The 11,929-nt window shown below is 63.6% G+C and carries 13 protein-coding genes and 1 pseudogene; 10 read left to right on the top strand and 4 right to left on the bottom strand.

The window, feature by feature from the left end; genetic code table 11:
- Positions 1 to 34: 34 nt before the first annotated feature.
- On the top strand, positions 35 to 1,009 hold the full coding sequence (locus B586_RS08255) for a LysR family transcriptional regulator (RefSeq protein ID WP_211141594.1): 975 nt from the start codon (positions 35 to 37) through the stop codon (positions 1,007 to 1,009).
- A 432-nt stretch (positions 1,010 to 1,441) separates the two neighbouring features.
- On the opposite strand, the gene B586_RS08260 is transcribed toward B586_RS08255, so the two are convergent.
- Together B586_RS08260 and B586_RS08265 are read right to left on the bottom strand one after the other, a co-directional pair.
- Positions 1,442 to 3,091 carry an adenylate/guanylate cyclase domain-containing protein gene (locus B586_RS08260; RefSeq protein ID WP_054880213.1) on the bottom strand — a complete coding sequence of 550 codons (1,650 nt, stop codon included), beginning with the start codon at positions 3,089 to 3,091 and terminating at the stop codon, positions 1,442 to 1,444.
- 83 nt (positions 3,092 to 3,174) lie between these two features.
- Positions 3,175 to 3,741: a TetR/AcrR family transcriptional regulator gene (locus tag B586_RS08265; protein ID WP_047316009.1), complete on the bottom strand. Its 567-nt coding sequence runs from the start codon at positions 3,739 to 3,741 to the stop codon at positions 3,175 to 3,177.
- A gap of 230 nt (positions 3,742 to 3,971) precedes the next feature.
- Between B586_RS08265 and B586_RS08270 the strand changes: the two genes are divergently transcribed.
- From B586_RS08270 to B586_RS08285, 4 genes are all read left to right on the top strand, one after another.
- On the top strand, positions 3,972 to 4,217 hold the full coding sequence (locus B586_RS08270; RefSeq protein ID WP_047315987.1) for a hypothetical protein: 246 nt from the start codon (positions 3,972 to 3,974) through the stop codon (positions 4,215 to 4,217).
- Between the two features lie 77 nt (positions 4,218 to 4,294).
- Positions 4,295 to 4,720 carry a hypothetical protein gene (locus B586_RS08275; RefSeq protein ID WP_047316008.1) on the top strand — a complete coding sequence of 142 codons (426 nt, stop codon included), beginning with the start codon at positions 4,295 to 4,297 and terminating at the stop codon, positions 4,718 to 4,720.
- A gap of 32 nt (positions 4,721 to 4,752) precedes the next feature.
- Positions 4,753 to 5,100 carry a cupin domain-containing protein gene (locus tag B586_RS08280; protein WP_047315986.1) on the top strand — a complete coding sequence of 116 codons (348 nt, stop codon included), beginning with the start codon at positions 4,753 to 4,755 and terminating at the stop codon, positions 5,098 to 5,100.
- 9 nt (positions 5,101 to 5,109) lie between these two features.
- Complete coding sequence (locus B586_RS08285) at positions 5,110 to 6,057, top strand: NAD(P)H-dependent flavin oxidoreductase (RefSeq protein ID WP_047315985.1); 948 nt, start codon at positions 5,110 to 5,112, stop codon at positions 6,055 to 6,057.
- Positions 6,058 to 6,062: 5 nt separating this feature from the next.
- Here the strand turns inward: B586_RS08285 and B586_RS08290 are convergent, their stop codons facing one another.
- Entirely contained in the window at positions 6,063 to 6,776 is a 714-nt protein-coding gene (locus tag B586_RS08290) for a helix-turn-helix transcriptional regulator (protein WP_047315984.1), read from the bottom strand.
- A 95-nt stretch (positions 6,777 to 6,871) separates the two neighbouring features.
- Here B586_RS08290 and B586_RS08295 point away from each other — a divergent pair, with 95 nt between their 5' ends.
- The gene (locus tag B586_RS08295) at positions 6,872 to 7,315 is read left to right on the top strand and encodes an Rv2617c family stress response/phage resistance protein (RefSeq protein ID WP_054880212.1); all 444 of its coding nucleotides are present in this window, start codon (positions 6,872 to 6,874) and stop codon (positions 7,313 to 7,315) included.
- 16 nt (positions 7,316 to 7,331) lie between these two features.
- Here B586_RS08295 and B586_RS08300 read toward each other — a convergent pair whose 3' ends face one another.
- Positions 7,332 to 7,832: a DUF1990 domain-containing protein gene (locus tag B586_RS08300; protein WP_054880211.1), complete on the bottom strand. Its 501-nt coding sequence runs from the start codon at positions 7,830 to 7,832 to the stop codon at positions 7,332 to 7,334.
- 24 nt (positions 7,833 to 7,856) lie between these two features.
- Here B586_RS08300 and B586_RS08305 point away from each other — a divergent pair, with 24 nt between their 5' ends.
- From B586_RS08305 to B586_RS08315, 4 genes and pseudogenes are all read left to right on the top strand, one after another.
- Complete coding sequence (locus tag B586_RS08305; RefSeq protein WP_054880210.1) at positions 7,857 to 8,762, top strand: aldo/keto reductase; 906 nt, start codon at positions 7,857 to 7,859, stop codon at positions 8,760 to 8,762.
- A gap of 72 nt (positions 8,763 to 8,834) precedes the next feature.
- Positions 8,835 to 9,003, top strand: a pseudogene (locus tag B586_RS20010) (PaaI family thioesterase); the annotation flags it as partial.
- A 134-nt stretch (positions 9,004 to 9,137) separates the two neighbouring features.
- On the top strand, positions 9,138 to 11,258 hold the full coding sequence (thrS, locus tag B586_RS08310; RefSeq protein ID WP_054881008.1) for a threonine--tRNA ligase: 2,121 nt from the start codon (positions 9,138 to 9,140) through the stop codon (positions 11,256 to 11,258).
- The gene (locus B586_RS08315; RefSeq protein ID WP_047315980.1) at positions 11,251 to 11,835 is read left to right on the top strand and encodes an ATP adenylyltransferase; all 585 of its coding nucleotides are present in this window, start codon (positions 11,251 to 11,253) and stop codon (positions 11,833 to 11,835) included. Before thrS ends, B586_RS08315 begins: the two co-directional genes overlap by 8 nt.
- The last annotated feature ends 94 nt before the right edge of the window (positions 11,836 to 11,929 follow it).

Consider the following 11,929-nt stretch of genomic DNA (forward strand, 5'->3'; position numbering starts at 1 on the left):
GTTGCAGCGAACGTCGGCGAGGTGACACACATTGTTGAACATCATTCACCTCCACACTCTCCAAACGGTGGTCAAAACCGGATCGCTGCGAGGGGCTGCGCAGAAGCTTGGCTACACCACCTCGGCTGTATCGCAACAGATCGCCAGCCTGGAGAAGTCGGTGGGAGTGTCGCTGTTCGAACGAGGCCCTCGAAGCTTATGGCCAACCCCGGCCGGCGAAGCCTTGGTCAAACACGCTGACACGATCATCACGCACAGCAACGAGGCCGAGGAGGAGATGCGTGCCTACTCGTATGGCACGCATGGACGCCTGAGAGTCGGTGTATCCGGAAGCGCCGGGGCCAAACTTGTGCCCAAAGCTCTCGCCTGGCTAGTAAAAGCGCACCCCGGCGCCACAATCACCGTCGAGGACGAAGGACTGTTACAAATCACCATGACTACTGCTGTGGCCGAGGGCAAGGTCGACCTTGGAATCGTGATGGAGTACGGGCTTATGCCACGAATCTGGCCAGAGAATGTCGAAGTGAGGACCGTCCTCGATGAAGAATTGGTGGTAATCGAAAGTGGTCTAGAACCACGGGAACCCGACCATCGGCTAGCCATCACCGATTTATCGGAACGGAAATGGGTAACTAACCGAGCCTGTTCAGACGAATCTGAAAATTTTTATCGCATATGCGCCGCCGCAGGTTTCGTTCCCCAGGTCATGTTCACAAGCAACGATTTCGATATCATCCGCGGCCTGGTGAAAGAGGGCCTAGGGATTGCACTGTTGCCAGCTCTTGCATTGGGAACCGACCGAGCCATCCAGCTCGGTCGCATCGGCCCTAATCCCCCCCGCAGGCGAGTTCACACGATTTATCGCAAGTCCGATGCCAACCCTTTGCTCTTGGCAGCCGTTGCCGCACTGGACCGGGCTGCCACCGATTTTGTGGCGTGGGCGAGTACGGCGTTCGCATCACATCTTGACACCCCCATCGGTATTACCTTCGGCGACGCGATTAGTTAGGTTGCCGAATTTGGCTGCGGCAAACCACGCCGCCGACAGGTCGCTGGATGTGCTCCGGGAGGGCAATGACATGTGTTTGCGACGGTGGCCGCGGCCAACCTGTCTTGGACTGCATCCTGTTCGGGGACAAGCGATTTGGCTTCTCTCGGACCGGCGAACGTGCCCGCCGGTTTGCCCGAGCGCTGCAGCGTGGGGATTCGGCGCGCGGCAGGAAAGCTCCGAGTTGGCCCTATATGAGTTGGGCCAAAGCCATCTTGGGTGGTGCATGGCGAACTGCAACAGTCACCGTTCAGCAAGGTTGACTACCGGTGGGCGGAAAACCAAGTCGCAGCCGAGCTTTGAGCCTTCAAGTTTAGATCAGAAAGCGCATGCCCAGCCTGTTGGCAGCCGCAGGTTCCCGGCAGGCCTGATAGCGCTCATACAGTTCGCGTGCTACTGATGACGGTCAGCCCGCGGCTTTTGCGGAAGGCGCACCGTATCTGATTCACGGGCCCCCGAGTACGGCATGATTTCGGTTGCGGGGGAAACGGTCGCCTCGCCCAGCACCTCGTACAGCTGCAGCGGCTGCTCTTTGCCCTTGACTTGCACGCGCGGCAACTCGCGCACCGCGAAGGCTGCGCCAGTCGCCTCGAAACACTCTCGCGTGATGAGGATGTGCGTTTTCATCTCCGGATTGAGTGCCTCGACCCGCTTGGCCGCATTCACCGTGTCGCCGATCACGGTGTACTCCATCTTGCGGTCGGAGCCGATGTTCCCGGCGATCAGCGGGCCGGTGTGGAGTCCGATCCCGACGTCGATCTCGACGCCGCCTTTTGTCCGTTGCTCGTCGTTGAAGCGATCGATTTCCTCTATCATGCGCATCGCCGCGCGGACGGCGCGGGTGGCGTCGTCCGCCTTGGGCACCGGTGCGCCGAAAACGGCCATCACGGCATCGCCGATGAACTTGTCGACGATTCCGCCCTCGTCGAAAACGATGTCGACCATGCGCTGCAGGTAGTCGTTGAGGAAGCCGACGACGCTCTCCGGGGGCATCTTCTCGCTGATCGAGGTGAAGCCGCGGATGTCGCTGAAGAGCACGGTCGCGGTGAGTTTCGAGCTCAACCGCCCACCGTCTTTGATCTTGAGCGCCTCGCGCACGATGTCGGCGGGCACATATTTCTGGAACACCTGGCGGACGCTCTTTTCCGCCTCGCGTGACTCGGCGACCTCGTCGAAAAGCCGGGTGTTTTCGATGGCGATCGCCGCTTGGTCGGCGAAGGCGTGCAGAAGGTTCTGTGACTCCTCGTTGAATTTCGCCTCCACGACCTTGCTGTCCACATAGAACGCGCCGAGGATACGATCCTTGAGCCGTAGCGGCACGCAGATCAGCGAGCGGACTTCCAGTGCGGTGATCGACAGGGACCCGCGCAGCGCGGTTTGCGCGTCCGTCGTCAGCATCGGCTCGCCAGTCTTCATGACGCTGTCGAGCACGGAGCGCGAGATCAGCTTCGACGGGTTCTGGATGTCGGTCTTTTCGCGATTGCGCGCCACTCGGAATTCGAGCTCCCCGTCATGCACCAGGATCAGGAACCCGCGCTCGGCCTTGATCAGCTCGACGCCCTTGTCGACGATCGTCTCCAAGATCGTCGCCTTGTCGAGTTCGCTGTTAAGGGCCTTGGTGATTTCGATGAGCGCCGTCAGTCTGCGGACCTTGTGGCTGGTGACGAGCTGGACCTCGTCGTCGTCCGGTGATGATGTCAGGGGGGCCGGGCTAGGTGGACCGTCGTCGGGTGCAAAGTAGAGCACGGTCGATCCGAGCTGGATGCGGTCGCCCGAGCGCAGGGTGTGCTCGGTCACCAGGAGGCTGTTCACGAACGAGCCGTTGAAGCTGCCGAGATCGCGCAGCAGCCAGTTCGGGCCGCTGCGACGGAACTCGCAGTGGCGGCGGGACAGGCCCGGGTCGTCCAGCCAGAGCATGTTGTCTGGCCCGCGGCCGACGCTCGTCGGGTCATTCAGGGCGAAGACATGCTGCTGCTCCCCACGTAGGATGATCAGCTTCGCCACGGAGTCCTCCGGGTAGATGCCCGAGCGGGCCGGCAGCATCGGCGGCGCGATAGTAGTAGTGGCCTCGACGTACCCTCGACCTACCATAGCCCGCCCGCCGGATCCGCGGCAGCCAGGAACTGTCAGCGGTCGTAGATACTGGCCAGCCAGACGTGCACAAGTGTATCGATCACCCGGTCGTGGGGGATCGCCAGCTCGTCGGCCGCAACGCTATCGGGGGCCGTGCCTCGCTGGCGCTTCGCCTCGATCGCCGCGGTGGTGTGGGAAATCCAGCTTTGCATAAGGGTCAACCACAGCTGCCGCATCTCGGGGGTGGTGGCCTCCGCCGCCGCACCGGCCCCCGGGTGAGAACCCGATACCTCGAAAAACGCCTCGATACGGGCCCGCCAGGCGGTCGTGGGGTCGCCGGAAAATTCGCCGTCAAGCGCCGCGTGTGCCTTGCTGCTCAGCTGATCGAGCAGCGACAGCAGCACCGCATTCTTGGAGGGGAAATAGAAGTAGAAGGTGGGACGAGAGATGCCCGCCCCTTTTGCCAAGTCGCCCACGGAGAAGTCCGCTAGTGGTCGCTCCTTCAGCAGCCGCTCGGCGGTGGCCAGGATGGCCTGTTGACGGTCATCGCCTGAGGTGCGTGACGGACGGCGGCCTCGTGAGGCAGGCGCGTAGCCGGTCTGCGCCGGTTGGTTGGACACGCTAACTACCCTACAGATAGGTCGACGGTTGTCAACATAACTGTCGATTAAAGCCAACGCTACGTTGATTGCCCGAAATGTGATGTCGAACACTATCGACGGGTTGTTGACCACGTCGACGGCCTGTTGATATCGTCGGTCAACACCGATTCCGCCTAGCTGGGAATAAATCGTGTGACTGTGCGGTAGTACCCACGTCGTCGCAGTATTTCTCGGTAAGGAGACAAACAGTGGCCGCGCGTTTTTTGACCGACCCGGAGCAAATGCGGGCGATGGCGGGCCGCTTTGACATGCATGCCCGGTGGCTTACCGAGGCGACCTCGCTGGACGCTATGGGACAGATGCATTGGGCGTCTCGCAACGTGGTGAGCATGCTGTGCGGGGTGCGTGACGGGCTGCTACGCGACGCCAGCCGCTACGAAGAGCAAGAGCGAGTGTCTCGCGAACTGCTCAGCAGCCTGAGCTGTTCTGTCTAGGGTGAAAACGCTGTGTGGAGTGGCGGGCCCAAAAATTCGACTTCGCGCCGAATCTGTCTGACGTTGCCAGCGGCCCGGTGACCGCCGGGCAAGCGGTTGTCGTCGCCATCACCTTCGTCTGGCTGGGCATGGTGCTGGCCATCTCGTTTTTGGAAGCTCCGCTGAAGTTTCGGGCGCCAAACGTGACGCTGCAGATTGGGCTCGGCATTGGCCGGTTGGTGTTCCGCGCCCTCAACACCGTGGAGGTCGGGTTCGCCGTTGTCATCCTGGCGATCGTGGCAACCAGTCCGACGCCGGGACGGATTATCGGGGCATTGTCGGTTGCTTTCGTGGCACTGGCCATTCAGTTGATCGCGGTGCGTCCCCGACTGGCCCGCCGTTCCGACGAGGTGCTCGCCGGACTGCAAGCTCCTCGCTCCCGCGGTCACTACGTCTATGTCGGTTTGGAGGCGGTCAAGGCGGTCGCGTTGCTTGTGGCGGGGATACTGCTACTAACCAGCTGAATCGACCAACCCACGGACCAAAGGACCCCGACATGGAATCCATCTCGCTGACCAGCCTGGCCTCCGAAAAGTTGGCCGAGGCGCAACAGTCGCACAGCGGGCGGGCCGCGCACACCATCCACGGTGGTCATGCTCACGAGCTTCGCCAGACCGTGCTGGCGCTGCTTGCTGGCCACGATCTGTCGGAACACGACAGCCCCGGTGAGGCGACGCTGCAGGTGCTGCGCGGTCACGTGCGCCTCACCGCCGGTGGCGACGCCTGGGACGGCAAGGCCGGCGACTACATCGCGATTCCGCGGGAACGGCACGCGCTGCACGCCGTTGAGGATTCGGTGATCATCCTGACCGTGCTGAAGAGCATCGCTCCCTCGCCGCAATAGCGCGCAGCGATGTTATCGACGCCCTGGTCAAGGAGTTTCGGCCTACGGGTACCGATCGTTAACGCCCCGATGGGCGGGATTGCCGGCGGGAGGTTGGCCGCGGCGGTCACCGCTGCCGGTGGGCTGGGCATGGTCGGCATGGGCAGTGTCGCTACCAGGGCGTTGCTGAAAACCGAATTGCAGTACGTGCCAGGGCAGTTCGGAATCGGCCTGGTGGACTGGGTGATGCGCCACGAGGCCCAGCTGTTGGAGGATGCCCTTGCCGCGCGACCCATCCTGCTGTCGGTGAGTTTCGGCGCGGACTGGTCGTGGGTCGATAAGGCGCATGACGCCGGAATCGCCACGGCCACACAGGTATACGACAGCCTCGAGGCCCGTCGGGCAGTGGACGTCGGTGTCGACATCCTGGTCGCCCGCGGGTCTGAGGGCGGCGGGCACGGGGACGTGAAGCTCGGCACGCTGCCGTTGCTTGACAGCGTTTTGGATGCGGTGTCGGTGCCGGTGCTTGCCGCCGGCGGAATCGCCTCGTCCCGCAGCCTGGCCGCGGTGTTGGCCGCCGGCGCGAGCGGGGCGTGGGTGGGCACCCGGCTGGCGGCGTGCCCAGAGGCGCTGACCGGCGACGGTAGCCGCCGAGCCCTGATCGCGGCGCAGCCAACCGACACCGCGGTCACCCGAGTCTTCGATGTCGCCATGGGTCTGCCCTGGCCGGCGCGGTTTCCGTCGCGCGTGCTGGCCAACGACTTCGTCGCGCGCTGGGCGGGCAACGAGGACGCGTTGGCTGCTGATCGGGCAGCGCGTGCCGGCCTGGTTGCCTCGATCGCCGTCGACGACTGCCGTATCGCCCCCGTTGACGCTGGTCAGGGCGTAGGGATGATCGGCGACGACGCCTCGGTCAGCGAGGTGATCGAGACGATGTGCTCAGGCGCGCAGGGTTTACTCGCCGCCTGGGGAGCATAGGGTTACTACTCGACGCCGCGCTTCAGCACGACACAACACCGATCCGCGCCGGGGGAGAGCTGGGCGTCCGGGCCATGTGGCGCCAAGGCGTCGGCCACACCGGTGATCAGGGCGTGGTTCATATTGCAGGCCAGTTCGGTCTGCTGTTGCGCCAGCGCGTGGAACGGGCAGTTCGCTAGATACACGTCATGATCGGCAGGCCCGGCACGGTGGGGTTCGTAACCGTAGGTGCTCAGCACGCCGACTGCCAGCTGCAGCGCCACCGCGGCGTCGGTGGGCGGTTGCTGGCAGGCGGCAACACCGATGGTTAGCCCGTAGTCGTGGGCGACCTGGTTGAGCACTTCGACGATGGGTTCTCCGGTGCTGGCCGACCGCGCGATGGCCGCGGCCATCAGCCGCCCGGCCAACTCGTACTCGCGCTGCGGGAGGCTGATCGCGATGTCGCGGGGGGACCTGCGGTACAGCTTGGAGGTTCGCCCCGCGCCGGGGCCGGATCGGCCGGTCAGGCGGGCATAGTCGCTTTCCAGCAGGCCCTGCGCGGTGAGCCGGTCCAAGTGAAATTTGGCCTGGTGACGTGGGATTCCGACGGCATCGGCGGCCTGGTCACGGCTGACCGGCGCGGGTTGAGCGCAGACAAACTGGTAAAGCTGGTGACGCACTGGGTCAGCAAGTGCGCCGATCCCGGCGGCGTCACGCTCCCGGGAATCCCCACCATCCACTGCTACATCCTCATTTCTAACAGATAAAACACTTGACGTTACAGTCTACCGATTCTAACGTTCAGATTATTAACCTTTAGAAATGGAGGACAGGCATGAGTACCAAACCAGCCGCTGCGGCCCCTGCCCTTGCCGATCAGCTACGGGATCCGGCGTACTCGGCGTACCTGTTGCTGCGCACCGTATTTACCGTCGCGCCCATCCTGTTTGGGTTAGACAAATTCTTCAATCTGCTGACCCACCCGCATCACTGGAGCATGTACTTGGCCGGCTGGATCAGCCACCTGGTTCCCGGCAGCTCCGACCAGTGCATGTACCTCGTGGGTGTGATCGAGATTGCGGCCGGTGTGCTGGTAGCGGTCGCGCCGCGGATCGGTGCCTGGGTGGTCGCGGCCTGGCTAGCCGGGATCATCGTTGACCTGCTGACCCTGTCCGGCTATTACGACATAGCCCTGCGTGATTTCGGGTTGCTGGTCGGTGCCATCGCACTTGCCCGGCTGGCGCAGGGAATGCATGACGGCAGCATCGGATGCCATTAACCGGCCAGCCGGCGTGTCACACCGCGTGCACGTAGCGCTTGGCGATGACGCGTTGGGCCACCAGCACCAGCGGGCCGCCGGCCTTGCTCCACCAGGTCGCGGGCCGGGAGAACGCCGATACCTCCGCGAACACCGCGGAGGTGGTCGGGTCGCGGCGGATCGCAAACCGTTCCTCGCCGCACTCCGGATGACCCGGCAAAGTGCCGTAGGCGAATCCGCGTAGCTCGGGTTCGTCGACGACATACACCACCCGGCACGGCGCGGTTAGGAAACCCAGTCGAACCAGCACCACTGTCCCGACGGCGGCGACCTCGGAGCTGGCTTGCACGCGCAGGCCAGCTCCGCGTTGCATGCCCCAGTGCATGACGGCGTCGGCGGCGTGTTCGAAACGCTGCTCTCCCGCGCCGATTTGGGTTTGCACGTACAGGTGGTCATATGCCGGTGGCAGTTGATCGGCTGCGGTGGCGCCCACCTCCTGGTAGGTCAGCGGCAATGCCTCAAGCGCATCGAGGTGCACCCGCTCAGCTTGCCACGCTCAGAAATGCGGCGGTTCTGGCGTACGGTCGTAGAAGTGACCGCACAAAATTCTCAGGCTCTAGCGCAGGCATCCGGAACGTTCACCCTCGGCGGCGACCTGACGGTCAACCGACTTGGTTTCGGCGCGATGCGACTTACGGGCAAGGGGGTGTGGGGTCCGCCCGCTGACCGCGACGAGGCCGTGCGGGTGCTGCGGCGCGCCGTCGAACTGGGGGTGAACTTCATCGACACCGCCGACTCCTACGGCCCCTATATCTCCGAGGAGATCATCGCCGAGGCGCTGCATCCCTATGACGGGCTGGTGATCGCGACCAAGGCCGGGTTGCTGCGGACCGGCCCAGACGTATGGATCCCGCTGGGCAATCCGAGCTACCTGCGCCAAGAACTGGAGATGAGCCTGCGCCGTCTTGGTGTCGACACCATCGACCTGTTTCAGCTGCACCGGATCGACCCGAACTTCCCACTGGCCGACCAGGTGGGCGAGCTGCTCACCTTGAAAAACGAAGGCAAGATCCGCCATATTGGTCTGTCCGAGGTTAACCTCGATCAACTCGCCGCGGCCCAGCAGATCACCGAAATCGTGTCGGTGCAAAACATGTACAACTTGTCGGCGCGAGCTGCCGACCCACTGTTGGATGCCGTGACAAGCCGGGGCATCGGCTTCATCCCGTGGTTCCCGCTGGCCGCGGGACCGCTGGCGGCTCCGGACGGCCCACTGCAGCGTATCGCCGCCGACCACCACGCGACGCCGTCGCAGCTGGCGCTGGCCTGGTTGCTGAAGCGGTCGCCGGTGATGTTGCCGATCCCGGGGACGTCGCGGGTGGCGCATCTGGAGGAGAACGTCGCCGCCGCCGAAATCAGCCTGTCCGACGACGAGTTCGAGATGCTGGCGGCCGCCGGGGTGCAGTGACCGTGCCGGTGCCCAGCCTCCCTACGGGCTCCCTACAGGCTGCGTAGCCAATACGGTGTTCTGGTGGCCGGCAACCTGGGACGCAACGGTGCCGTGCACGGCGGAGCTCTCGGAATGCTGTTCGATACCGTGCTGGGGTTGACATCCCACGATCTTCGTTTCGGGCCGGTTGACCGACGGAGATACCCTGCTGACCGAAGCTGACGCGTTATTTGTGCGGCTTAAGCCTGGCCAGCCATGATGCCGACCGACCGAGACGCCCCCGACCCTTAATGGCTTGGTTTCTTCAAAGCCCGCCCCGATAGCATGGCAACCGTTATCAGTTATCTCCCCAATTACAAACCCCGCTACAAATACGTCTTGGAGACCAACCCGATGAGCGCCCCCGTACACCCCGCCCCCGGAGCCGATGGCGGCGACCCGCTGGGCCCGGCTGCACCGGGCTTGCGGTCACCGCAAGCCCCAATCCGGGTTCCCGCCGGGACTACCGCTGCCGCCGCGGTCGGTGAGGCGGGGTTGCCGCGGCGTGGCGCTCCCGACGCGATCGTGGTGGTGCGCGACACCGACGGGAAGCTGCGCGACCTAAATTGGGTGCCCGACGTCGACGTCGAGGTCACCCCGGTGCCCGCCAACACCGACGATGGTCGCAGCGTCATCCGGCATTCGACGGCACATGTTTTGGCCCAAGCCGTCCAAGACCTGTTCCCGCACGCCAAACTGGGGATCGGGCCACCTATTGCCGATGGCTTCTACTACGACTTCGACGTGGCTGAACCGTTCACGCCTGACGACTTGGCGGCGCTGGAAAAGCGGATGCGGCAGATCGTCAAGGACGGACAGCTGTTCTCGCGACGGGTCTACGAATCCAAGGAGCAAGCTCGCGCCGAGTTGGCCAGCGAGCCATACAAGCTGGAACTTGTCGATGACAAATCCGGCTTTGCCAAGAACACGGCCGAGATCATGGAGGTCGGCGGCGACGAGCTCACCGCCTATGACAACCTCAACGCCCGCAATCGGGAACGTGTTTGGGGTGATCTGTGTCGCGGGCCGCACATCCCGACCACCAAGCACATCCCCGCGTTCAAGTTGACCAGAAGTTCCGCTGCGTACTGGCGGGGCGACCAGAAGAACGCCAGTCTACAGCGCATCTATGGCACCGCGTGGGAGTCGTCGGAGGCACTCGACCGCCACCTTGAGATGGTTGCCGAGGCCCAGCGCCGTGATCATCGCAAGCTGGGCATCGAGCTGGATCTGTTCAGCTTCCCCGACGAAATCGGTTCTGGCTTAGCGGTTTTCCACCCTAAAGGCGGCATCGTGCGTCGGGAAATGGAGGAGTACTCCCGGCGCAAGCACATCGAAGCCGGCTACGAATTCGTCAACACCCCGCACATCACCAAGGCGCAGCTGTTCCATACGTCGGGTCACCTGGACTGGTACGCCGAGGGCATGTTTCCGCCGATGCACCTCGACGCCGAGCGCAACGATGACGGCACGGTGCGTAAGCCGGGGCAGGACTACTACCTCAAGCCGATGAACTGCCCGATGCACACCCTGATTTTCGCCTCGCGCGGGCGTTCGTATCGGGAGCTGCCGCTGCGGCTCTTTGAGTTCGGTACGGTTTACCGCTACGAGAAATCCGGTGTGGTGCATGGGCTTACCCGTGCTCGCGGGTTCACCATGGACGACTCGCACATCTTCTGCACCCGCGAGCAGCTGCACGGCGAGTTGGCGTCGCTGCTCCGGTTCGTCCTGGATCTGCTCGGCGACTATGGGCTAGAAGATTTTTATCTCGAGCTTTCTACCAAAGACCCGGAGAAATTCGTTGGCTCCGACGAGATCTGGGAAGAAGCCACGGCCGCGCTGGCGGAGGTCGCCCGGGATTCGGGCCTCGAGTTGGTTCCCGATCCAGGTGGCGCCGCGTTCTACGGCCCGAAGATCTCGGTGCAGGCGCGCGATGCGCTGGGTCGTAGCTGGCAGATGTCCACCATCCAGGTGGACTTCAACTTTCCGGAACGTTTCGAACTGGAGTACACCGCTCCCGATGGCAGGCGGGAGCGCCCAGTCATGATCCACCGGGCGCTGTTCGGATCGATCGAGCGATTCTTCGGCATCCTCACTGAGCACTACGCGGGAGCGTTCCCTGCCTGGCTGGCGCCCGTTCAGGTGGTCGGCATCCCGGTCGCCGATGAGCACGTCGCCTATCTGGAAGAGGTTGCCGTGCAACTGAAGTCGCGTGGGGTGCGGGTTGAGGTGGATGTCAGCGATGATCGGATGGCCAAGAAGATCGTCCATCACACCAACCAGAAGGTGCCGTTTATGTTGTTGGCCGGCGACCGCGACGTGCAGGCCGGGGCGGTGAGCTTCCGTTTCGGTGACCGCACACAGATCAACGGAGTTGCCCGCGACAGCGCCGTCGAGGTCATTGCGCAGTGGATTGCTAGCCGGGAGAATGCTTCTCCCACAGCCGAATTGGTGAAAGTGACCGGCGGTGAGTGAGCAGGAAAGGCCCGACGTATGTGCCGATCGCGCAGACGGCAACATCTTGGACAGGGGTGTCGGCGAGCACGACCACTTGCAGCGGCTGTGGACGCCGTACCGGATGACCTATCTGGCCGAAGCGCCAGTCAATCGGGACAACTCCACCCCGGCGCAGCCGTTCACCGAGATTCCGCAGCTGTCCGATGAGGACGGCTTGGTGGTGGCCCGCGGTCAACTCGTCTACGCCGTGCTCAACCTGTACCCGTACAACCCCGGGCACCTGATGGTGGTGCCCTACCGGCGGGTTTCCGAGCTTGAGGACCTGACCGACGCGGAGAGTGCGGAGTTGATGGCGTTCACCCAGAAGGCGATTCGCGTCATCAAGAACGTGTCTCGGCCGCATGGCTTTAATGTGGGCCTGAACTTGGGGACATCGGCGGGAGGGTCGCTGGCCGAGCACCTGCATGTGCACGTGGTGCCGCGGTGGGGTGGCGACGCAAACTTCATCACCATCATCGGCGGCGCCAAGGTGATCCCGCAGTTGCTGCGCGACACTCGGCAGCTGCTTGCTACGGAGTGGGCGAAGCAGCCATGAGCCGTCTATGAGCCGCGCTGGCGACGATGCAGAGCGAAGCGATGAGGAGGAGCGGCGCAGATGAGCCGCGCTGGCGACGATGCAGAGCGAAGCG

It is taken from the genome of Mycobacterium haemophilum DSM 44634 (genome assembly GCF_000340435.2).
Lineage (GTDB): Bacteria > Actinomycetota > Actinomycetes > Mycobacteriales > Mycobacteriaceae > Mycobacterium > Mycobacterium haemophilum.